This is a genomic window from Campylobacter sp. RM9334 (assembly GCF_020138145.1).
In the GTDB taxonomy this organism is placed as follows: Bacteria; Campylobacterota; Campylobacteria; order Campylobacterales; family Campylobacteraceae; genus Campylobacter_E.
Window position 1 is genome coordinate 63,936 of the sequence record NZ_JACGAX010000007.1, and the last position, 22,662, is coordinate 86,597.

Annotated in this window: 19 protein-coding genes and 1 other RNA gene; 8 read left to right on the plus strand and 12 right to left on the minus strand. The window is 28.0% G+C overall.

Annotated elements, in window-relative coordinates; genetic code table 11:
• The 6 genes from tyrS to nadD are packed head-to-tail and all read right to left on the minus strand — an operon-like array spanning window position 1 to window position 5,225.
• Window positions 1-1,206: a tyrosine--tRNA ligase gene (gene tyrS / locus AVBRAN9334_RS04695; protein ID WP_214120370.1), complete on the minus strand. Its 1,206-nt coding sequence runs from the start codon at window positions 1,204-1,206 to the stop codon at window positions 1-3.
• 9 nt (window positions 1,207-1,215) lie between these two features.
• Window positions 1,216-3,387 (minus strand): RelA/SpoT family protein, encoded by a 2,172-nt coding sequence (locus tag AVBRAN9334_RS04700; protein WP_214117575.1) that lies wholly within the window; start codon window positions 3,385-3,387, stop codon window positions 1,216-1,218.
• Between the two features lie 4 nt (window positions 3,388-3,391).
• Window positions 3,392-3,604, minus strand: coding sequence for a DNA-directed RNA polymerase subunit omega (locus tag AVBRAN9334_RS04705; RefSeq protein WP_214117576.1), 213 nt, complete (start codon window positions 3,602-3,604; stop codon window positions 3,392-3,394).
• Window positions 3,605-3,618: 14 nt separating this feature from the next.
• A complete protein-coding gene (pyrH, locus tag AVBRAN9334_RS04710) occupies window positions 3,619-4,329 on the minus strand; it encodes a UMP kinase (protein WP_250325143.1) in 711 nt (236 codons plus the stop codon).
• 45 nt (window positions 4,330-4,374) lie between these two features.
• A complete protein-coding gene (gene rsfS / locus AVBRAN9334_RS04715; RefSeq protein ID WP_214117577.1) occupies window positions 4,375-4,689 on the minus strand; it encodes a ribosome silencing factor in 315 nt (104 codons plus the stop codon).
• Window positions 4,689-5,225: a nicotinate (nicotinamide) nucleotide adenylyltransferase gene (gene nadD / locus AVBRAN9334_RS04720; protein WP_214117578.1), complete on the minus strand. Its 537-nt coding sequence runs from the start codon at window positions 5,223-5,225 to the stop codon at window positions 4,689-4,691. The genes rsfS and nadD overlap by 1 nt, the downstream gene beginning before the upstream one ends.
• Before the next feature lie 58 nt (window positions 5,226-5,283).
• Between nadD and gap the strand changes: the two genes are divergently transcribed.
• From gap to AVBRAN9334_RS04745, 5 genes are read left to right on the plus strand one after another with little or no spacing between them, the layout of a single operon-like run.
• Window positions 5,284-6,285, plus strand: a complete 1,002-nt coding sequence (gap, locus tag AVBRAN9334_RS04725; RefSeq protein ID WP_214117579.1) for a type I glyceraldehyde-3-phosphate dehydrogenase — start codon at window positions 5,284-5,286, stop codon at window positions 6,283-6,285.
• 1 nt (window position 6,286) lies between these two features.
• Window positions 6,287-7,480, plus strand: a complete 1,194-nt coding sequence (locus AVBRAN9334_RS04730) for a phosphoglycerate kinase (protein WP_214150312.1) — start codon at window positions 6,287-6,289, stop codon at window positions 7,478-7,480.
• Window positions 7,480-8,166: a triose-phosphate isomerase gene (locus AVBRAN9334_RS04735; RefSeq protein WP_214117581.1), complete on the plus strand. Its 687-nt coding sequence runs from the start codon at window positions 7,480-7,482 to the stop codon at window positions 8,164-8,166. The genes AVBRAN9334_RS04730 and AVBRAN9334_RS04735 overlap by 1 nt, the downstream gene beginning before the upstream one ends.
• Window position 8,167: 1 nt before the next feature.
• Complete coding sequence (locus AVBRAN9334_RS04740) at window positions 8,168-8,839, plus strand: aspartate/glutamate racemase family protein (protein ID WP_336607157.1); 672 nt, start codon at window positions 8,168-8,170, stop codon at window positions 8,837-8,839.
• Window position 8,840: 1 nt separating this feature from the next.
• Window positions 8,841-9,209 carry a DUF1353 domain-containing protein gene (locus AVBRAN9334_RS04745; RefSeq protein ID WP_214117583.1) on the plus strand — a complete coding sequence of 123 codons (369 nt, stop codon included), beginning with the start codon at window positions 8,841-8,843 and terminating at the stop codon, window positions 9,207-9,209.
• A 189-nt stretch (window positions 9,210-9,398) separates the two neighbouring features.
• Here AVBRAN9334_RS04745 and ssrA read toward each other — a convergent pair.
• From ssrA to rho, 3 genes are all read right to left on the minus strand, one after another.
• Window positions 9,399-9,750, minus strand: a transfer-messenger RNA (tmRNA) gene (gene ssrA, locus AVBRAN9334_RS04750).
• Window positions 9,751-10,139: 389 nt separating this feature from the next.
• On the minus strand, window positions 10,140-11,891 hold the full coding sequence (gene dnaX, locus AVBRAN9334_RS04755; RefSeq protein ID WP_336607151.1) for a DNA polymerase III subunit gamma/tau: 1,752 nt from the start codon (window positions 11,889-11,891) through the stop codon (window positions 10,140-10,142).
• Window positions 11,884-13,203 (minus strand): transcription termination factor Rho, encoded by a 1,320-nt coding sequence (rho, locus tag AVBRAN9334_RS04760; RefSeq protein WP_214118675.1) that lies wholly within the window; start codon window positions 13,201-13,203, stop codon window positions 11,884-11,886. Before rho ends, dnaX begins: the two co-directional genes overlap by 8 nt.
• Window positions 13,204-13,290: 87 nt before the next feature.
• Between rho and AVBRAN9334_RS04765 the strand changes: the two genes are divergently transcribed.
• Window positions 13,291-15,630, plus strand: a complete 2,340-nt coding sequence (locus AVBRAN9334_RS04765; protein WP_336607152.1) for a heavy metal translocating P-type ATPase — start codon at window positions 13,291-13,293, stop codon at window positions 15,628-15,630.
• Window positions 15,631-15,643: 13 nt separating this feature from the next.
• On the opposite strand, the gene AVBRAN9334_RS04770 is transcribed toward AVBRAN9334_RS04765, so the two are convergent.
• Window positions 15,644-17,647, minus strand: a complete 2,004-nt coding sequence (locus AVBRAN9334_RS04770; RefSeq protein ID WP_336607153.1) for an ATP-dependent helicase — start codon at window positions 17,645-17,647, stop codon at window positions 15,644-15,646.
• A gap of 104 nt (window positions 17,648-17,751) precedes the next feature.
• Between AVBRAN9334_RS04770 and AVBRAN9334_RS04775 the strand changes: the two genes are divergently transcribed.
• Both AVBRAN9334_RS04775 and purU read left to right on the plus strand, forming a co-directional pair.
• Complete coding sequence (locus tag AVBRAN9334_RS04775) at window positions 17,752-20,361, plus strand: valine--tRNA ligase (RefSeq protein WP_336607154.1); 2,610 nt, start codon at window positions 17,752-17,754, stop codon at window positions 20,359-20,361.
• Window positions 20,362-20,364: 3 nt separating this feature from the next.
• Complete coding sequence (purU, locus tag AVBRAN9334_RS04780; protein WP_214118690.1) at window positions 20,365-21,192, plus strand: formyltetrahydrofolate deformylase; 828 nt, start codon at window positions 20,365-20,367, stop codon at window positions 21,190-21,192.
• 137 nt (window positions 21,193-21,329) lie between these two features.
• Here purU and AVBRAN9334_RS04785 read toward each other — a convergent pair whose 3' ends face one another.
• Entirely contained in the window at window positions 21,330-21,980 is a 651-nt protein-coding gene (locus AVBRAN9334_RS04785; RefSeq protein ID WP_336607155.1) for a hypothetical protein, read from the minus strand.
• A gap of 45 nt (window positions 21,981-22,025) precedes the next feature.
• Window positions 22,026-22,643, minus strand: a complete 618-nt coding sequence (locus tag AVBRAN9334_RS04790; protein ID WP_336607156.1) for a hypothetical protein — start codon at window positions 22,641-22,643, stop codon at window positions 22,026-22,028.
• Window positions 22,644-22,662 lie beyond the last annotated feature (19 nt).

Consider the following 22,662-nt stretch of genomic DNA (forward strand, 5'->3'; position numbering starts at 1 on the left):
TTATCCTTTTATTATTACTTTTGCAAATTTTCTTTTTCCAACTTGAATTATAAATTCACCATTGCTTAATTTTAGTTGTTCATCGCTAATTTTTTCTCCATTAACACTTACAGAATTAGCTTTTATAGCTCTTCTTGCTTCACTGCCTGAACTTGCCAAATTAGTATCTTGCATTAGTTTTATAATCCATTGTTCTTCATTAAAATTAAACTCCGCAATATCACTTGGAATTTCATTTTTACTATGAATATTATCAAACTCATTTTTCGCATTAATTGCTAAATCTTTACCCCAAAATCTCTCAACTATTTCTAAAGCCAAATTTTCTTTAGCAACCTTTGGATGTAGAGTATTGTTTTTAATATTGTCAAAAATATCATTAATTTCTTTTGTTGTCTTAAAGCTTAAAAGATTGTAATATTCTTTCATTAATTCATCACTTATACTAAGTAATTTTGCATACATAGAATTTGGTTCTTCACTAACTCCGATATAATTACCCAAACTCTTACTCATTTTATTAACACCATCAAGACCTACTAAAAGCGGTAACATTATAATACCTTGTTCTTTACCTGTATTATAGGTTCTTTGTAATGTTCTACCCATTAATAAATTAAATTTTTGGTCAGTTCCACCCATTTCAATATCACATTTTAATGCAACGCTATCATAACCTTGTAAAAGTGGATATAAAAATTCGCTAATTGATATAGGGCTTTGTTCTTTAAATCTTTTTGTAAAATCATCTCGCTCAAGCATTCTAGCTACACTAAAAGTTGATGTAAGTTCAACTATACCAACTGCTCCTAAAGCATTAAGCCAAGTTGAATTAAATTTTAATTCAGTTTTTTCTTTATCTAAAATTTTAAAAACTTGCTCTTCATAAGTTTTTGCATTTTTTAAAACTTCTTCCTTGCTTAATTGTTTTCTAGTAGCACTTTTGCCTGTTGGATCACCTATTTGAGCAGTGAAATCTCCTATTAGGAATTGAACTATAGCACCATGATTTTGTAAAAATCTCATTTTGTTTAAAATAACACTATGACCTAAATGTAAATCAGGTGCAGTTGGGTCAAACCCAGCTTTTACATAAAATACTTCGCCCTTTTCATAGTAATTTTTAATCAAATTCTTAATTTTTTCTAAATCAATAAATTCTGATACACCGCGTTCTAAATCATTATAAATTTCATTCAAATTCATCTTTATCCTTTATTCACTATAAGCGTCTTTTAATGATATAAACTCATAGATTTTACATTTTGTTTTGATTTTTTCTTTTGCTATTTCTATATTTTGATTATCAGGTACTTCAAAAACTATTTCAAAATACTCCAATAAACTATCAGCATTTTTTGTAATATTAATACTATTAACATTGATTTGTAGTTTTAGTAATTCTGTTAATAATGCTAATAATGTGCCTTTTTTATTCTCTAAAGAAAAAATCATTTTATAATTTTTAGGAGCATGCTTAGACCATTTAATTAGCACCATTTCTTCTTTAGAATCTTCCATTAATTTACTTGCTCTTTCACATAATTTATTATGAATTGTAACAGAATGATTATGTTTAAAAGCAACTATATCATCACCTCTTTTTGGGTTACAACAATAATCAAAATCCACATTATTTATTTTGTAGTTTGAATATACAACAAGATTTTCTATTCTTTGTTTTTTTAAATCATAATTTTTAACTAGCCAAATTCTTTTTGAATATTTTTTAAGACTATCTATAACCTTACTTAAAGTAATATTATCTGTAGTGCATTTTTTAACATTTTTTGATAATTTTTCATTTGCAATCCAAGTATTTATTTTGTCTTCATCAGCACTAAAAATAGTTTGCAAAATTCTTAACCCAGCTTTTTGGTCTATACTTGAAATTCTTTGCTTGCAATGTGATTTAATCATAGCTTTAGCTCTAGCAGTAACCACACTATCAAGCCAAGAACATCTTGGTTTTGCGTTATCATCTATCTCAATTCTTACAATATCCCCATTTTTAAGACTTGTAAGCAATGGAGATTTTACTCTGTTTATATAAGCGTGACTTGCTTTAAGACCAATTTGTGAATGAACTTCAAAAGCAAAATCAAGAGCAGTAGAACCTCTAGGTAATGTAAAAATCTCTCCTTTTGGAGAATAAACCGCAATATCTTCAACATATAAACTATCTTTTGCGTATTCATAAAATGCCAAATCATTGTCTTTTTCTTCTAAAGAACTATTGGTTGCTATATCATTTACCCAATCAGCTTTATAGTCTTCTTTATCATTTTTATATTTCCAATGTGCTGCAATTCCAAGTTCTGCAGTTTCGTGCATTTTATATGTTCTAATTTGTGCTTCTATTATTGATTGCGCGTCAAATAAAGTAGTATGGATTGTTTGGTAACCATTTTGCTTAGGTAAGGCAATATAGTCTTTAAATCTTGAAGCAAGTGGATTAAAATGCACATGTAAAAGCCCTAAAACTATATAACAATCTTTAACATCTTTTACTAAAATTCTAATACCCAATAAATCAAGCACTTCTTCAATACTAACGCCTTTTCTTTGCATTTTTAAAAAAATAGAATATACATGTTTTATTCTTTTTTCTATTTTAAAATCTACATCTTCAATATATCCGTTATCACGCATTAAATTAATTATTTTTTCAATAAAATCATTTAATGTTAATTGTAATTGCACATTATTTGCCTTTAAATAATCTGCTATTTCTTTAAATTCTACTGGCATTAAATATTTAAAACTTAAATCTTCTAAGTAATTTTTAATACTAGAAATTCCTAGCCTATGTGCAATTGGTGCATATACCATTAGAGTTTCTTCAGCTATTCTTTTTTGTTTTGCTTCTCTTAACGCATCAAGAGTTAGCATATTATGCAATCTATCACATAATTTAACAAGCAATACCCTACTATCTTCAATGCTAACCATTAGCATATTTCTAAAAGTCATTGCTGATTTTCTAAGTTTTTCGTTTGATTCTGAACTAGCTAAATTATCTCCCCTAATCTCAACTATTTTAGTCATACCTTCAACTAAAATACCCACAGAATGTCCGAACATTTTTACAAGTTCTTCCTGAGTGCATTCGGTATCTTCTACAACATCGTGCAAAAGTGCTGCTAAAATCATACTTTCATCTTTTGAAAAGAAAGCTACAAAACACGCAACTAAAATAGGATGAATAGAATAAGGTTCTCCACTTTTTCTAAATTGTCCTTCATGTGATTTTATACAAAAATCTAAAGCTTTTTCAAGCATAGGAGTGCTTGAAAAAAGTGAATACAATAATTCCCGTGCTTTATTTAAATCATTACAATGCTTAATGTCTTCTAATAATGTTTCAAAACTTAGAATATTTTTCATTTTTTTATTCGTTTATTACACCATCAAATATAATTTTTTCTTCAGCAACTTCTAACATTGCTATATCAGTAAATTTCATTTTTCCTTTTTCAACTTTTACTAAAGGTTCAGCACCATCACTTAATTCTCTAGCTCTTTTAGCTACTATTAAAGATAGAATATATCTATCATTTCCTACTTTTTCTAATGCTTTTGCTGCTACTTGTTCAGTTCTCATTTTATTCCTTTTAATTAATTTTTTACGATTGAGCAATTGCTAAAATCATCTTTAATAATTTTTAAAATATTGCCTTCTTCAAACATATTGCAAACTACTATTGGTAATTTATTATCCTTAGCAAGTGCTATTGCTGTATCGTCCATTACCTTAATATCATCGCCCATAGCAAGTTCGTAACTTAATTCATTATATCTTTTTGCATCTTCAAATTTCATAGGGTCTTTATCATATACACCATTAACTTTTGTTGCTTTAATAATCATTTCAGCATTAATTTCAATAGCTCTTAAAACTGCTGCAGTATCAGTAGTAAAAAATGGATTACCTGTTCCTGCTGCAAAAATTACAACTCTACCTTTTTCTAAATGTCTTTGCGCTCTTCTCATAATATAAGTTTCGCAAAAAGCTTCCATTTGAATAGCACTCTGAACTCTTACACTAATTCCACAACCTTCTAACGCTTCTTGCATAGCAATTGAGTTTATCACGGTAGATAACATTCCCATATGATCGCCACTAACACGCTTAATTATCCCATCTTTAGCAGCACTAACTCCACGAATAATATTACCGCCACCGATAACAATTCCTACTTGAGTTCCAGCATCTACTAATTGTTTAATTTGTCCTGCAATAAACTTTAAAATATGAGTATCTATTCCAAAGCCTTGCTTTCCAGCCAAAGCTTCACCTGAAAACTTAATTAAAATTCTTTTAGCCATAATGATTTCTCCTTAATTGATAAACGCGATACTACAAAAAAATTTTTAACGCTTAAACTCAAGTAAGAATTTTTCAATCTGATATCTATCTCTATAAGCAGGGCTCATTAAATGAATTAAACAATCTCCTAAATCAAGAACACTCCAATCATCAGTGCATTCTTCATAATAAACTTTACTATTATGTTTTTTTAACAATTCTTTAATATCTTCAATTATTGCAAAAGATTGTTTAGTAGAAATCATAGTTGCAATAATTACTTCATCTACAAAATATTCACTTCCTTTAATATTAATCAACTCAACATTCTCTGCTTTTTTTTCATCTAAAAGCTTAATAATATCTTCATTTCTATTCATTACTTTCCTTTATAAAATTCTTTTACTTCATCTTTAATTTTAGGATTTACTTTTTCCAAAATCAAATTATTTCTTATAAAACTTGAAGAAATATCTTCATTTATTTCAAGTCTTAAATAATTATCTGGTATAAAAATATTATCCCTACTAGCTATAACAAAAACGACATTTTTAGATAATTCATCAAAATTATGCCATTTATGTAAAGTTTTTAAATGATCAGCCCCTATTATAAAATAAATTAAGCTAGAATTTAGTAAATTTTTAAAATACATAACACTCTTAAAACTAGGAACTGGCTCATTTTGAGATATTTCATAATCACTTATTAATAATTTATCACTTTCAACAAACACGCTCTTTAGCCATTTTAATCTAAGTTCTGGACTAGCATTAAAATTATTTTTAAATAAACTAATATATGTTGGCAATATTATTAATTTATCAATATCTAATGTATCTAAAGCTGCTTTTACTACTTTTTCATGACCTAAATGAACTGGGTCAAAACTACCACCAAAAATTGCTATTTTCAAAATCTCTTAACCTTTTTTTATTAGTATTATCTCAAATTTTTTAAATAAAGGGTTAAAAATGGGAGTAAATGTAGCGATTAATGGATTTGGTAGGATTGGTAGATGTCTTAGTAGAATAATTCTTAATGAAAACAAAATGAATTTAGTAGCAATAAATTGCTCGTGGGATATGAAAAGTATTAAATACCTTCTAAAATACGATAGTGTTCATGGGAATTTCAATCAAGAAATTGACAATGATGGAGAAGATATTTTAATAGTAGGAAATAAAAGAATTCAAATAATTAGAAGTAGAGAAATTGAAAATATTGATTTTGCTAAATATGGAGCTAGTTTAGTTTTTGAATGCACGGGAGCATTTTTAACACAAGAAAAAACTAAAGCATATTTAGACAATGGTATTAAACAAGTAATTATGTCAGCACCACCAAAAGATAATACACCTATGTTTGTAATGGATGTAAATCACACTAAATATAACGGCGAAGCTATTATTTCAAATGCAAGTTGCACAACAAACTGCCTTGCACCAATGGCAAAAGTTTTAGATGAAAATTTCGGTATTAAAAAAGCTTTAATGAATACAATTCACGCATATACAGCAACTCAAGAACTATGTGATACAAAATGCCCTAAAGACATTAGAAGGGGTCGCGCAGCAGCACTAAATCTAGTCCCATCAAGCACAGGTGCAGCAAAATCAATAGGTAAAGTTATACCTAACCTTTTAGGTAAAGTTGATGGTCAAAGTGTTAGAACTAGCTTAGCAAATGTATCAATGCTTGATTTAACTTTATTGTTAGATAAAAAAACTACAAAAGATGAAATAAATGAAACTTTTATAAAAGCAAGTAAAACAATGAATGAAATTCTAGCAATTGATTACGATTGCTGCGTTTCAAGTGATTTTTGTACTAGCACTTATGGATGTATATTTGTCCCTGATTTAACTCAAATAATTGATGAAGATTTTGTAAAAGTTCTAGCTTGGTATGATAATGAATACGGATATTCATATCAATTAAATAGATTAGCTCAATATATTAGCAAGGAGAAATAATATGCCTTTAATTTCCATAAAAGATGTAGATTTAGTAAATAAATGTGTTTTTATTAGATGTGATTTTAATGTCCCACAAGATGAATTTGGAAACATTAGTGATGATAGAAGAATAAAATCTGCAATTCCAACTATTAAATATTGCCTTGATAATGATGCTAGAGTGATTCTTGCGAGTCATTTGGGTAGACCAAAAGAAATAAGTGATAAATATTCTTTAAAGCCAGTTGCAAAAAGATTATCAAAACTTCTTGGAACTGAAGTTATAATGGCAAACGATATAATCGGAGAAGACGCTCAAAACAAAGCTAAAAACTTAAAAAAAGGTGAAATTTTACTACTAGAGAATTTAAGATTTATAAAAGGTGAAACAAAAAACGATGAAGATTTGGCTAAGAGTTTAGCTTCAATGTGTGATGTGTATTGTAATGATGCTTTTGGAGTTTGTCATAGAGCACATTCAAGTGTAGAAGCAATTACTAGATTTGCAAAAGAAATTTGCGCTGGGTTTTTATTGCAAAAAGAATTTAATTTCGCACAAGATTTATTAAAATCTCCTGCTAGACCTTTTGTTGCTGTTGTTGGTGGTAGTAAAGTTAGTGGAAAATTACAAGCTTTACACAATCTACTTCCTAAAGTTGATAAGATAATAATTGGTGGCGGAATGGCTTTTACTTTCCTTAAAGCAAACGGATTAAATATAGGAAATTCAATTGTAGAAGAAGAGCTAATTGAAGATGCTAAACAAATTATGCAAACTGCAAAAGAACTAGGCGTTAAATTATATTTACCTGTTGATGTTCTTGCTGCACAAAGCTTTTCAAATGATAGTGTAGTAAAAAAAGTAAGCGTTCAAGAAATACCAAATGGTTGGATGGGGCTTGATATTGGACCTGCTAGCTCAATTTTATTTAAAGAAATTTTAAGTGACGCTCAAACTATATGGTGGAATGGACCTATGGGGGTATTTGAGTTTGATAAATTCTCAAAAGGTAGCTTTAAAATGAGCCATTATATAAGCGATTCTTATGCTACTAGCGTTGCTGGTGGTGGAGACACTGCTGATGTTATTAATCGTGCAGGAGATGCTGATGATTTTAGTTTTATCTCTACTGGCGGTGGTGCTAGTTTAGAACTAATTGAAGGTAAGGAATTACCTGCTATAAAACCACTTATATTAAAGGAAGAATATTAATGATAATTGCCGCAAATTTTAAATGTAATCATACTAGAAAAGGTTTTGCTGAATACGCTAAAAAACTTAATGCTTATTTAAGATTTAGTGATTTTACTAATCTTGAAGTAATTGTAGCTCCAAGTGCAACTTCATTTATTGATAGTGAATTTAGTTTCATTCAAGCTGCCCAAAATATATATCCAACTCATAGTGGAGCTTTTACTGGAGAAATTGGACTAGATCATTTGCTAGAATTTGGAATTAAAACAATTATTTTAGGACATTGTGAAAGAAGAAATTTAGGCGAAACAGATGAATTTCTAGCAAAAAAATTTGAATTTTGCGCTGAAAATGATTTAAAAATTATTTATTGCATAGGAGAAGATTACTCTACTTACGAACAAAATAAAAGCATAGATTTTTTAAATAAACAACTAAATAAAATAGATTTGCAATATGATAAACTAATATTAGCTTATGAGCCAATTTATAGTATTGGTAAAAGTGCTGCAAAATTAGAAGATATTGAAAATATTATGAGCTTTTTACGCTCAAAAACTAAGCAAAGTATTTTATATGGTGGTAGTGTAAATTCTAGTAATATCGCTGATATTAAAAGACTTTGTGATGGGGTTTTGGTAGGTGGAGCTAGTCTTAATGTAGATGGTTTTATAGACTTAATCAATGCCGCAATAAGAGGTTAATATAATAGGCCTAATCGGTGGGATGAGCTATGCTAGCACAATAACTTATTATAAATTAATAAATGAATTTAGCCAAGCTCATTACAATTCTTTATCTCGTGCAAAGATTTTAATATCAAGCGTAGATTTTGATGAGATTGAAGAACTTCAACACAATAACGAATGGCAAAAAGCAGGAGAATTATTAAATAAGGAAGCAAAAAGATTAGAAAAGGCTGGAGCAAACATAATTGCACTTTGTACAAATACTATGCATAAAATTGCAAATGATTTGCAAAAAGATTTAAAAGCTAGATTTATTCATATAGCCCATTCAAGCCTTAAAGAATTAAATCATAATAATATAAAAAATATTTTATTACTAGGCACTAAATACACTATGCAAGAAGACTTTTATAAAAAAGAGTTAAAAGGAATAAATGTAATTACCCCAAATAATAGTGATATAAATACTATTAATGATATTATTTTCAATGAACTTTGCTTTAATGTTATCAAACAAAATAGTAAAGAAACTTTCATAAATATTATAAATAAACATAATGTTGAAGGAATTTTATTAGCTTGCACTGAAATTGCACTATTAATTAACGAAAATGATTTTAAAAATATAAAAGTCTTTGATACAACATATATTCATGCAAAAGATATATTTTTGCAGTCTTTAGAGTAAAATGACAAGAGTTGTAGTAAAACCAATAGATAAAAATAAATTTGAATTAGCTTTTGAATATAAATATGAAAGCAAAAATCAAACCATCATAATACCAAAGGGATTTGTTACAAATGGAGCAAATATACCTAGAATATTTTGGAGTTTCTTTCCACCAAATTCTCCAGAATACTTATCAGCAGTAGTAATTCATGATTTTTTATGTCTTCAAGCTAAAAAAAGTAAAAAATACCAAGACGCTGTTTTAGCTGATGAAATTTTTAAAGAAGCTCTTAGAACTTTGCAAGTGGCAAATTACAAAATTAAAATATTTTATTTTTCTTGTAAAATATATCACTTATATAAAAAATACTTAGGATTTTATAGGTAATAATATTTGTTAAACTAAACATTATTAAACCATTTTAATACTTTATATTTTTATAATTTACATTCAAACCCAATAATCATTTGATATCTAAAACTATTTATATTCTTTTAAAGCTTTAACATTAAAAAAAGTTAAATTATTTAAAGTACTTGTTTGATTTTAACAAAAAAAGATGATAAAAAATAAGAATGGTGGAGCTGTGGAGATTTGAACTCCAGTCCAAAACTAGCTCAAAACCAGCGTCTACATGCTTAGTAGGCTGCTTAAATTCATTTTTGCCAAGTGCAGCTTACGACTTTAGCAAAAACTAAGGCTTTTATTTTATTTAAAGTCTAGCCAAAACTTTAAACTAGCTTGAATGATGACCCGCTAATGCTATTACAAGCTTTAAGCATCGCAGGGCTCAACTGAACTTACGCAGCGTAAGCGTAAGCAGGAGCTAATTCTTTTTTGTTTGCGTTTAATTTTAATTTAGCGTTTAACGTAGCAACACGGCATGCAGCTAATCCCTTACTAATCCTGTCGAAACCTAGTCAGCCCCAAGAAAAGTAAAGTTGTGATTATATCAAATTAACATTATTTTTCAAGGTCTATTTTCACTTAAAGGTCCTAAAGCATTTGTAATTAAATCTAATTTTTTCTTAATTTCTAATTGTTCTTTACTTAATTTTAAATGCTCTATTTCTAAATTTATATTTTTTTCTTCAATATTTTCAGGCTCTATTACAAATTTAGATAATTCTAATTCGCCTAAATGCCTAGATATATTAAAATCTTGTTCTCTATTAAATTCATTAGCTTTTATTTCTAAATTAATACTAGTTTCTTCTTGTATGTCTGGCTCTATTACAAATTTAGATAATTCTAATTCACCTAAATGCCTAGATGTATTAAAATCTTGCTCTTTATTAAACTCATTAGGTTTAGTTTCTAATGAAGTTTTTTTTTATCTAGCTCTGCATTGATTATTTTTGCATTTTTAGTTTTAAAAAATGCACTACATTTAGCTAAAACATTTTTAATATTATCTCTTAAAATAGCCTTTTCTTTCTCATTATAAGGCGGCATTACATGTAATTCTAAAGTATCATTTTCTATTTTAATTTTTACTAATGATTCAAATAAAATATTTTGAAGTTCAGGTTCGTATTGCTCTAAAATATCATCTGGTATTTCATAAATATTATCTTCATCTTCAAAAGCCATATTAGAATCTAAAAAATCATCGCTTTGATACTCAGGATATTTAATCTCTTCTTCATAAGTATTGTAATTATTTTGAAATTCCTGTTTTAAATTCTTGCTTGAATTATTTTCAAAATTAGTATTATTTATTTTAGGATAATTATTTTCTTCTTTTATTGCTTCATTTTTTACATTTTGTTTCGTTAAATCGCTAATTAAAACTAATTTTGCATCATTAAAGATACTAGCAAATACATTCTTTACAACGCTTGTGTAATATTGTTTAAAATACTGCTTATCTTCTTCATTTTTAGGGTTGATTTTAATACAAAACTCACTACCATCAAAACTTACAAAAGAAGCACATTCTTTAAATATTTCTCCTAATTTATAATCTCTTTTAGCAATCATAGTTACAAAATTTAAGTAATCTTGCTCGTTTTTATTTGTATTTTCTACTTTTAAATCTTCATCTATACTTTTTAATTTTGTAGCGTCTTTTAGCATAAATGCTAAAATGTATAAAATAAATTCATCATCATCGCTAATCTTTGTCATATTTTTAGCCTTTGCTAAAATATGAAAAAATCTATCGTATAAAATTAAAGAAAAATTTGGATTTTTATTAGCAAAACTATCTTTTAAAAAAGAACTCATCTCATCAATTACTACACTTGCTTCATAAGATTTAGCAAGTTCTAAAAATCTAAAAATACCATTATCATTTGAGCTTAAAACATCAGCAAAAAATTGCTTTATAATATTTGGCTCTATTAAACCTAGCATTAAAGCTATGCTTTCTTTATTAAGTTTTCTTTGAGAATAAATTATGCCTTGCTCTAATAAAGTAAGACTATCTCTTAAAGACCCGCCACCGCTTCTAGCAATAAGAGTTAAAGCTTCTTTTTCATAAGGAATTTGCTCATTTGCTAATATAAATTCCATTCTACTTACAATATCTTGTAAAGGAATTTTTTTAAATCTAAAATGTAAAACCCTGCTTAAAATAGTAGCTGGTAATTTATGCACATCGGTTGTTGCTAAAATAAATTTAACATGACTAGGTGGTTCTTCAAGTGTTTTTAAAAGCGCATTAAAGGCTTCACGAGTAAGCATATGCACTTCATCAATTATAAAAATCTTAAATCTTGAATGAAGTGGTGCATATTTTGTATTTTCTATTAAATCTTGAATACTATCAATACCACGATTACTAGCCGCATCAAGCTCATAAATATCTATTCCATCATTACTAACGCAACTAGCACACATTCCGCAAGGTTTTGAGCTAATCCCACGCTCACAATTTAGTGCTTTTGCTAATATCCTAGCAGAGCTAGTCTTTCCACTCCCGCGAAGACCAGAAAAAAGATAAGCATTAGCTATGTTTTTACTATCTAGTGCATATTTTAAACTCTTACTAACAGCACTTTGTCCTACTAAATCATCGTAATTTTTTGGACGATATTTAAGTGATAAATTTTGCATATTATTCATTTAATCCTGACAATAATTCTTCATTATTTTGAGTTTTTAGCATTTTTGCATATAAAAATTTAAGCGCTTCTACATCTTCCATAGAATTCATAGCTGAACGAATTGCCCAAATCTTAGGTAAATTAATTGGCCCTTGTAATAATTCTTCTTTTCTCGTTCCACTCTTTGTAATATTTATAGCTGGATATATTCTTCTATCTGAAATATTTCTATCAAGAACGATTTCACTATTTCCTGTTCCTTTAAATTCTTCAAAAATCACATCATCCATTCTTGAACCCGTATCAATTAAAGCAGTTGCAACTATTGTTAAGCTTCCACCATGCTCAATATTTCTAGCAGCTCCAAAAAATCTTTTTGGCTTATGAAGTGCATTTGCATCAACACCACCACTTAAAACCTTACCACTACTAGGAGTTGCAGTATTATAAGCACGAGCAAGTCTTGTGATACTATCAAGTAAGATTATTACATCTTTACCCATTTCTACTAAACGCTTAGCTTTTTCAATCACAAGTTCAGCCACACGCACATGATTTAATGCAGGTTGATCAAATGTAGAGCTAAAAACTTCACCTTTTACACATCTTTGCATATCAGTTACTTCTTCAGGTCGCTCATCAATTAAAAGCACTATTAGTTGGCTTTCAGGATGATTTTTAGCAATTGCAGTTGCTAATTCTTTCATTAATTCAGTTTTTCCTGTTCTAGGTGGTGCTACTATTAATCCACGCTGACCTTTTCCAATAGGTGTGAATAAATCAAGCACCCTACCCGTTAGCTTTAAAGGGTCGTATTCAAGTTGTAATTTTTCTGTTGGAAAAATTGGAGTTAAGTTATCAAATAAAGCTCTTTTTTTAGCTTCTGCTAAAGGTAAATAATTAATCGCTTCAATTTTCAAAAGTGCATAATATTTTTCTTGTTCTCTTGGCTCTCTTACTTGACCTGTTACGATATCACCCACTCTTAAAGCAAATTTTTTAATCTGTGAATTGCTAACATAAGCATCGTTTGCACTATCACTTAAATTCGCATCCATAGCTCTTAAAAAGCCGTAACCTTCTTGGTTAATCTCTAAAATACCTGTAAAGAGTATAAAGCCACCTTTTTTTGTTTGAGCTTTTAATATTTCAAACATTAGCTCTTGTCTTCTAAATTCCATTGGATTTTCAACACCAGCTTCGTTTGCGATTTCTATTAGTTTTTCAAGAGTTAGTAGTTTTAATTCTTCTATTTTATATCCATCTACTGGAATATGCTTTTTTTGATTTTTTTTATCTTGCTTTTGTTCTGTTTGTATATCTTTATCCATTGATTTCCTTATTTGTAAAAAACGAAGTATTAAAAATTATTTTATAAATTAAAAATAAAATTGTCAATAAAATTAAAGGAAATTATCTTGAAGTGCTCTCATTGTAAAATAGATTTTGATAAAAATAGTATGATTTTTCAAGGCAATAACGCATTTTGCTGTAATGGTTGTAAAAATGTTTTTAATCTCATAAATGAAAATAATTTAGAAGATTTTTATAAAAATGCTTCAAATTTATCTAAAATTAATGAGCAAATTTCTTATGATGAGAACTCTTTTTTCATAGAAAAAGAAAATAATTATGAAAAAATTTTAATTTTAATAGATAATTTACATTGCGCAGCTTGTGTATGGCTTATTGAAAAAATGCTGCTTAAAAATGAAGGCGTATTAGAAATTAATATAAATTATCAAACAAAAAGAGCAAGTATAGAATATAATCCTAATAAAACTAAAGCAAAAGATATATTAAATATAATAATATCTCTAGGCTATATCCCACTAGCTTACAATCCAAATACAACAATGAAAGCTAAAAGAACTCATATTGAGTTTTATTCAAAACTAATTGTAGCAATTGCTTGTGTTATGAATATTATGTGGCTTAGTATCGCAAGATATGCTGGGTATTTTTCTAGTATGGAGCAAAGCGTTCAAGATATTATTAATTTTGCTGAATTTGTTTTATGTACTCCTGTGCTTTTTTATAGTGCTTCATCTATGTTTAAGAGCGCAATTTCTGCTTTAAAAAATAAGATTTTAAATATGGATTGTCTAGTTACTTTTGGGGCTAGTTTGGTTTATATTTATAGTATTTATGCTATGTTTGCAAGACTTTCTTATGTGTATTTTGATAGCGTAGCTATGATAATTTGTTTTGTTTTTATAGGTAGATTTTTAGAACAATTATCATATAAACAAGCTTTAGAAAATATTGATTTTTTAAGTGATTTATTAAACGCTAGTGTAAATATTGTTAAAAATGACAAAATAGAAAAAATAAGCGTTACTAAAATAAAAAAAGATGATGTAATTAGAGTGTTTTTAGGGGATAAAATCTTAATAGATGGCACTTGCAAAAGCTTACAAGCTAGATTAAATCTAAGTGCTATTACAGGCGAGAGTGAATTAGTTGATATTAAGCAAGGAGATTTTATAAAAAGTGCTAGCGTGGTTGAATGTGCTAGTTTTGATTACATAGCAAATTGCACTTTTCAAGATAGCTATATTAATAAACTTGCAAAATTACTAAATAAAACCAAAAAATCAAACCTAGAAAAACTAACTGATAAAATTGGTGTTTATTTTTGTTATGCGATTTTTAGCATTGCGTTTTTGTGCTTTTTATATAATATGAGCGATATTCAAGAAGCAATTATTAGAAGCGTTAGTTTATTAATTATTGCTTGTCCTTGTGCTCTTGCACTTAGTGCTCCTGTTGGAAATCTTTTGTGCTTACACGAAGCTTTAAAGCTTAAAGTATTATTTAAAAACTCAAATTATATTGAAAATCTTAGTAAAATTGACATAGCTGTATTTGATAAAACTGGGGTTTTAACAAAATCGAAATTAGAATTATTAAGCCAAATAAATCTAAATAATTATGAAAAAAGCATTTTAAAGGCAATTTTAGATAAAAATAATCACTTCATAGCAAGTTCGTTAAATGAATATATAAAAGATACTAAACCTAGTTTAAAAGACTTGAAGCTCACACAATTAAGCGGCTTAGGAGTGATTGCAGAATTTGAAAATGATAAATACTATCTAGGCTCTGCAAAATTATTAAATAATCATAATATTAATGCAAATTCTAAAAACGAAACTGAAATGTTTTTTGCTAAAAATGATGAGATTTTAGAGCATTTTGTATTTTCTAATCAATTAAATGATGATGCTTTAGAACTAATAAATTATTTTAAAAAGCAAAATATAAAAGTAATAATGCTATCAGGGGATAAGCAAAAGCCTTGTGAAAAAATAGCAAAAGAACTACAAATTGATGATTTATATAGTGAATGCTTGCCCGAAGATAAGCTTAAAATAATTCAAAACCTTAGTAAAAATAATAAAGTCTTAATGGTAGGTGATGGCATAAATGACGCACTAGCTTTAAAATTAGCATTAGTATCAATTAGCTTTAAAAACGCTACTAATTTAGCCCTTAATTCATGTGATATAATTATGCTTGATAATAAATTAATAGGCATTAAAAACTCTCATTTATTAGCAAAAAGAACTTATAGACTAATAAAAACAAACCTAGCATTAAGCTTTTTATACAATATAATTAGCATTCCATTAGCTTTTATGGGGCTTATAAATCCATTAATTGCTAGCATTTTTATGTCGCTTAGCTCAATTTGTGTGATACTTAATTCTATAAGAATTAAAAATTATGCTAAAAAAATAAAGAATTTAAAATAAGATTTAAATTCTTTTAATTTTTCTTACCTTCATCAATAAAAATTGAGCGTATTGCATCTGTTTTATCATCTTCTTTTTGCCTTTTAGCCCAGCTCATAATAAGCTCATCTTTTGCTCTTGTAAGTGCTACATAAAATAATCTTCGCTCTTCATCAATACCCCCAGCACTTTTGCTAAGCTTTAGATTTGGAAATCTACCTTGTGCTAAGTCAATCAAATAAACAATTTCAAATTCTAAACCTTTACTAGCATGAACGGTTAAAAGCTGAACCCCTTTAGTATTTTCATAATCAATATTTAAAATAGTTTTTTCATAAAATTCTTTAAAAGTATTATAGTTTTTCGCATCGTCTAAAATATATTTACAATTATTTTTAATATTTTCTAGCTTTTGCTCTTTTATCTCATTAACTATTTTTGCACCTTTAAAAGAACGCTTAGCTGCAAGATTATTGATAATCAAGCTAAAAATCTTAGATGAATAAGCATTGTTTAATAAAATGCTAGGATTATCAATATTTTCATTTTCTTTTAAGAATTTATAAAGTTCTTCAAGAAAGGTTACATTATCAAATTTTAATTCTTTTAACAATAAAACAGGATTATTTTTAAACTCGGTTGCTAAAAAGCTAAACTCACTTTGCTTAGCTTGATTTTGAGTGCTTGCAAACAGACCAAAAGCTTCATCGCTTTTAGCTAAAAAATCGTAATTATCTTTTTTAATAGGTCTTAAAATACCTTCTAATAAAGAGCCATTTCCTAATTCTAAAAATGCTTTATAAATAATATTTACCTTAGCATTTCCAACACCTTTACTCTCTAATAAAATCCCTAAAAAGCTTAAAATATCACTATTTTTATTAGTTAAATTAGCTAGATTTATAAGAGTATTTATTTCTTTTAATTCATAAAAACTACTGCCACCTTTTCTAGCTATTTTAATACCCTTTTGCTTTAGGCTTCTTTCCATTAAATCACCACTTGAATTATTGCGATAAATCACTGCAATATCAGCTCTATTGTTTGCTTCAAGTTTGCTTAAAATATCATTGGCAATGAATTCATATTGTTCGTTTGCTAGATTAAAACTATGTAATTTAATAGGTTTTGTAGCTTCTTTTCTAGTTACGATTAGCTCTTTTGGATATAGTCTTTCGTTTTTTGTAATAACCCTATTTGCAAATTCTAAAATATTGCTAACGCTTCTATAGTTTTTATTGAGTGAATAAATTTTAGCATTTTTATATCTGTCTTTAAAACTTCCAATTATTTCTATATTTGCCCCATTAAAAGCATAAATGCTTTGGTCATAATCTCCTACACAAAAAAGAGATTTTTTAGGGATTGCGTCTAAAATCGCACTTTGAAGATTATTTGTATCTTGATATTCATCTACTAAAACTTCATAAAAAGGCTCATTTTTATAATCATTTGTGAAAAAATCCTTAGCATTTAGTAATAAATCATCAAAATCATAATAATTATGAGCTTTTTTTTGTTCTTCGTATTCGCTTAAAACTTTGCAATAAAAATTAATATTATCGCCTTGCTCTTCATAATTAGCATTCAAATATCCACGAAAATCATCAACTAAATTAGTATTATTAAACCTTGAATAAATATCGGCTAAATATGAATAATCAAACAAATCATCTTTATTAGGAGAATATTTTTCGTAAATACTTTTTAGCAAGGCTCTTAATTCACTATTTCGCTTAAGCTGAATGTTTTTATGCTTTTTAAGATATTCAAGACTAATTGCGTGAAATGTCCCACTTACAATGCCTTTTATCTTGCTTGAGCCGAGTTTTTTTTCAAGTCTTGCTATCATTTCACGAGCGGCTTTGTTTGTAAATGTAAGTAGCATAATGCTATTTGCTTTAGCACCATCATTTAATAATTTTTCTATCCTTGCAACTATTGTGCTTGTCTTTCCTGTTCCTGCACTTGCTATTATCAAATTACTACCTAAACTAGTATTAACCGCCGCAAATTGTTCATCATTTAATCTATTCAAAACATCTCCACAAATTAAATTAAAAGCCAAAAAGTCTAGCAAAATAACCTAAAAATAAGCAAAAATTAATAAAATGGCAAAAAACACTAATTTAAGGATTATTTATGAGCGATTTTTACAATCCAAAAGAAATTGAAAAAGATTATTATGAATTTTGCAAACAAAAAGGCTATTTTGAAATAGATGGAAATAAAAACATTCAAGAAAATGGCAAAAACTTTGCAATTATGATGCCACCGCCAAATGTTACAGGTGTTTTACATATAGGACACGCACTTACTTTTACACTTCAAGACATTATTACAAGATATAAAAGAATGGATGGCTATAAAGTGCTTTATCAACCTGGGCTTGACCACGCAGGCATTGCCACTCAAAATGTAGTTGAAAAGCAACTTTTAGTAAAAGGGATTAAAAAAGAAGAATTAGGGCGTGAAAAATTCATAGAAAAAGTATGGGAGTGGAAAGAGCAAAGCGGTGGAGCTATAGTTAAGCAAATGCAAGCACTAGGCATTACTCCTGCCTTTTCAAGACTTCGTTTTACTATGGATGAAGGGCTTCAAAACGCTGTTAAAAAAGCTTTTGTGGACCTTTATAATAAAGGCTTAATAGAGCAAAATAACAGAATGATAAACTGGTGCACAAAAGATGGAGCATTAAGTGATATTGAGGTTGAATATGAAGAAAATAAAGGCAAACTTTATCATATAAGATATTTTTTAAATGATAAGGATTATTTAGTAGTTGCAACTACTAGACCTGAGACTTATTTTGGTGATACTGCTGTAATGATAAATCCAGAAGATGAAAGATATAAGCACTTAGTTGGTAAAGAAGTTACGCTGCCTATTGTAAATCGTAAAATAAAAATCATAGCTGATAGTCATGTTGATATGAGCTTTGGAACAGGAATTGTAAAAGTAACACCAGCTCACGATAATAATGACTATGAAGTAGGACTTAGACATGATTTAGAGTTTTTAACTATTTTTGATGAAAATGGAATTTTAAACGAGCATTGTGCTGAGTTTAAAGGACTTGAAAGACTTGAGGCTAGAAAAATAGTAGTTGATAAACTAAACGAATTAGGCTTTATTGAAAAAATTGAAGATTATGTAAATCAAGTTGGACATTGTTATCGTTGTAAAAATATCGTTGAGCCGTATATTTCTAAACAATGGTTTGTAAAAACTGATATCGCAACAAAAGTTATAGAAAAGGTAAATAATGGTGATGCTAAGTTTTATCCAGCTCATTGGATAAATAGCTTTAATGCTTGGTTAAGAGAATTACGCCCTTGGTGTATCAGCAGACAACTTTGGTGGGGACATCAAATTCCTGTTTATTATTGTGATGAGTGCGAACATATTCATGTAAGTGAGAGAAAGGTAGAAAAATGCGAAAAATGTGGCTGCGATAGTATCACTCAAGATAAAGATGTTCTTGATACTTGGTTTAGCTCGGGACTTTGGGCATTTTCAACTCTAGGTTATAACAATGGCGATTTTGGTAAAGGCACTTTATGGAATGAAAGCGATATAAAAGACTTTTATCCAAATTCGCTTTTAATTACAGGCTTTGATATATTATTTTTCTGGGTATGCAGAATGTTATTTCAAAGTGAAAATGAGCTAGGCGAAATCCCATTTAAAGACATTTATCTTCACGCACTTGTAAAAGATGAAAACGGACAAAAAATGAGCAAAAGTAAAGGCAATGTAATCGACCCACTTGATAGCATTGATAAATATAGTGCTGACATTTTACGCTTTACTTTAGCACTTTTAGCCGTTCAAGGAAGAGATATTAGAATGAGTGAAGATAGAATGATTTTAGTTCGTAACTTCACAAATAAGCTTTATAATGCGGTAAATTTCTTACTACTTAAAGGTAAGGATTATAAGATACTAGGTAACTATAAAACAACACTAGGTATTTATATAAACGCAGAATTTCAAAAATGCGTAAATGAAACTCGCAAAAACTTAGATGAATATAGATTTAATGATGCTGCTATGAATATTTATAAGTTTTTATGGGATGAGTTTTGTGATTATGGAATTGAGTTTAGCAAGGCTGATGAGAGTAGTATAGATGAGCTTGCGAGCGTATTTTTAAACGCTATGAAATTACTTAGTCCATTTATGCCATTTATTAGTGATTATTTATATCATAAATTAAGCGGGACAAGTATTTTTGAAAATGGCTCAATTATGGTAGAAAAATATCCTAAAATAAATGAAATTTCAACCACTGAAGAGCAAATTATCAAAAACTACGAGCTTTGCAAAGAAGCGATTAATAGCCTAAGAAGTATCAAAAAAACAGCAAATATTACTGATAAAAACGCTCCGGCACAAATTATAAGCGAACATAAATTTGATGAATATTATCTAAAACTAATAGCAAAATTAGCTAAAGTAGGAGAATTAAGCCAAGATGAAAATCCTAAAGAAAGCTTTAGCGTAAATGTTAGCACGAACCTAAAAACCGCTATTTTTGTAGATAGCAAAGCACTTGATGAAATGAAAGCTAAGTTAGAAAATAGATATAAAAAAGTTCTAGCAGAATACGAAAAGCTAAACAAAATGCTAAGTAATGAAAAATTCGTAGCTAACGCACCAGCACAAGTTGTAGAACAAAACAAAATTGCTATGCAAAAAGCTGAAAATGAATTATATGAAATAAAAGCTGAATTAAATAACATAGGATAAATTATGAATGAATATATCTTAAAAATCACTTGCCCTGATAAAAAAGGGCTTGTGGCTATTATCTCAAATGAGATTTATAAGGCAGGATTTAATATAGAAAGCAATAATGAATTTGTAAATAGCGATACAAATTCTTTTTATTTTCTAGCGATTTTAAGCTCAAGTGAAAGTGTAAAAGATGATTTTATAAATAATTTAAAACAGATTTTAACAGACGCACAAATCACATTTAGCCCAAAAAGAAAGAAAAACATAATAATCCTAGCATCAAAAGAACTTCATTGTTTAGGGGATTTGCTACTTGCAAACTATGAAGATGAACTAAATGCGAATATCTTAAAAGTTATGGCAAATCACGATTTAAGCGATTTTGTGAAAAGATTTGATATAGATTTTAGCCTAATTGATACTAGCAAAGATAAAGAACTTTACGAGCAAGATATAATTCAAGAGATTAAAAAATACAATGTTGATTATATAGTATTAGCAAAATATATGCGGATTTTAAGCCCAAATTTTGTAAATACTTTTAAAGATAAAATCATCAATATTCATCATTCTTTTTTACCTGCATTTATCGGTGCAAATCCATATCTACAAGCTTATGAGCGTGGGGTTAAAATCATAGGAGCAAGTGCACATTTTGTAACGGATAATTTAGATGAAGGACCTATTATTTTTCAAGATATAGTTAGAGTAAATCACACTTATAATTCAAAAGATTTAAGAAAAGCAGGTAAAAAAATAGAAACTCTAGTGCTAAGAAATGCCCTTGAAAAAGTGTTTGATGATAAAGTATTTATTGCAGGTAATAAAACAATTATATTTTAAAAAATTTTAAAAATACAATTAGGGTTTAAGTTTTTAAGCCTTAATTGTATTAAACTCCTTAGCTTATTAAACAAATATAATAATTTGTGATTAGTTTTAAAATTATGCTAATTTTTACGATTTTAAATTCTTTTAATCTAAACTCTTTTATCATATAAATTCTCGCCATTTTTATAGGCTAAAAATATAGCCAATAAATCTCTTTCATTTTTGATTTCAGTTTTATTTAATTTGCTTAAAATCTCTTCCATACTTTCACGAATATTATCACTTTTTACTTCTATGGGTTTAAACTCATCTTTTTTAAGTTCTTCGCTAATTTCATTTATATTATCTTTTAGATTTTCTTGCTTAAGCTCGTTTATACGCTTTAAGTATTTTTTCTTAAATTCATCTACACTAATATCACTTGCAAAAAGTTCTTTAATCTCATAATCATAATTAGCAGTGTAATCGTTATTTAAGGCATTTTCTTTTAAAAATGCCTTAATATCCTTTGCCTCATCATCGTTTTGAAAAAGCTTAGAAATAAACATCTCAGGATGAAGCCTAGCATAACCGAAATCTCGCATATAAACATAAAATATAGAAATATCACTAATATTTGTCGATGCATTATTGTTACTTATATTATTGTTTTCTTGACTATCATTTTGACCTTTGAATAAAGCAATATCACTTAATTCTTTTAAGTATTTATTCTCTTCTTCTGGTGTTTTTGCTTTTTGATAATCCTTATAAGCGTCATTCCAATTTCTTAGATTTAAATCATTAAAATTAATTTTCATTTTTTACTCTTTTGATAAAAATTAAGATTTTTAAATTCTTTTATTTTAAACCCTTTTATCATATAAATTCTCGCCATTTTTATAAGCTAAAAATATAGCTAATAAATCTCTTTCATCTTTGATATTTTGAATATCAAGTTTGCTTAAAATATCTTCCATACTTTCACGAGTGCTTGTGCCTTTTACTTCTATGGCTTCGTAAGGTTTTTCTTTAGTTTGTTCTTCTTTTTCTTCTTGTTTAATTTCTTCTTTAGATTGCGATATTTTTAAATCTTCATCTGTATTAGAAAAAATACTTTTCATTAATTTATTTTTTTCTTCATTACTTATGCTATCTGAAGTTAATTTATCTAAATTTTTAAAAAGTTTATTTAGAGTTTTTACTAATTCTTCTGGATCAATGTCTGGAGTATTTTCCCATTCTATTTTTCTTTGTTCTACAATATCAGGGTCTAATGCTCCAAATAAAGCTAGATTAAGTATTTCACTTTTATCTAAATTTCTATCATTAAAAGGATTATAAGTCGGATCGTTTTCTAGCTTTTGCTGGGCTAGTTTTAGATATTCTAAACTAGCTCCATCATTTGCTTTATTTTGTGAATTTTTACTATTAAGCGTATTTGCATAAGTATTTGAAAAATTATTTACTCCATTAAATATCATAACAAATCCTTATACTTTC

What these genes read in the sequence shown, in the direction of transcription:
- AVBRAN9334_RS04735 (WP_214117581.1), top strand. Translation starts at nt 7,480, where the DNA reads ATGATAATTGCCGCAAATTTTAAATGTAATCATACTAGAAAAGGTTTT.
- AVBRAN9334_RS04790 (WP_336607156.1), bottom strand. Translation starts at nt 22,643, where the DNA reads ATGATATTTAATGGAGTAAATAATTTTTCAAATACTTATGCAAATACG.
- gap (WP_214117579.1), top strand. Translation starts at nt 5,284, where the DNA reads ATGGGAGTAAATGTAGCGATTAATGGATTTGGTAGGATTGGTAGATGT.
- rho (WP_214118675.1), bottom strand. Translation starts at nt 13,203, where the DNA reads ATGGATAAAGATATACAAACAGAACAAAAGCAAGATAAAAAAAATCAA.
- dnaX (WP_336607151.1), bottom strand. Translation starts at nt 11,891, where the DNA reads ATGAATAATATGCAAAATTTATCACTTAAATATCGTCCAAAAAATTAC.
- purU (WP_214118690.1), top strand. Translation starts at nt 20,365, where the DNA reads ATGAATGAATATATCTTAAAAATCACTTGCCCTGATAAAAAAGGGCTT.
- AVBRAN9334_RS04700 (WP_214117575.1), bottom strand. Translation starts at nt 3,387, where the DNA reads ATGAAAAATATTCTAAGTTTTGAAACATTATTAGAAGACATTAAGCAT.
- AVBRAN9334_RS04745 (WP_214117583.1), top strand. Translation starts at nt 8,841, where the DNA reads ATGACAAGAGTTGTAGTAAAACCAATAGATAAAAATAAATTTGAATTA.
- rsfS (WP_214117577.1), bottom strand. Translation starts at nt 4,689, where the DNA reads ATGAATAGAAATGAAGATATTATTAAGCTTTTAGATGAAAAAAAAGCA.
- pyrH (WP_250325143.1), bottom strand. Translation starts at nt 4,329, where the DNA reads ATGGCTAAAAGAATTTTAATTAAGTTTTCAGGTGAAGCTTTGGCTGGA.
- AVBRAN9334_RS04785 (WP_336607155.1), bottom strand. Translation starts at nt 21,980, where the DNA reads ATGAAAATTAATTTTAATGATTTAAATCTAAGAAATTGGAATGACGCT.
- AVBRAN9334_RS04730 (WP_214150312.1), top strand. Translation starts at nt 6,287, where the DNA reads ATGCCTTTAATTTCCATAAAAGATGTAGATTTAGTAAATAAATGTGTT.
- AVBRAN9334_RS04775 (WP_336607154.1), top strand. Translation starts at nt 17,752, where the DNA reads ATGAGCGATTTTTACAATCCAAAAGAAATTGAAAAAGATTATTATGAA.
- tyrS (WP_214120370.1), bottom strand. Translation starts at nt 1,206, where the DNA reads ATGAATTTGAATGAAATTTATAATGATTTAGAACGCGGTGTATCAGAA.
- AVBRAN9334_RS04705 (WP_214117576.1), bottom strand. Translation starts at nt 3,604, where the DNA reads ATGAGAACTGAACAAGTAGCAGCAAAAGCATTAGAAAAAGTAGGAAAT.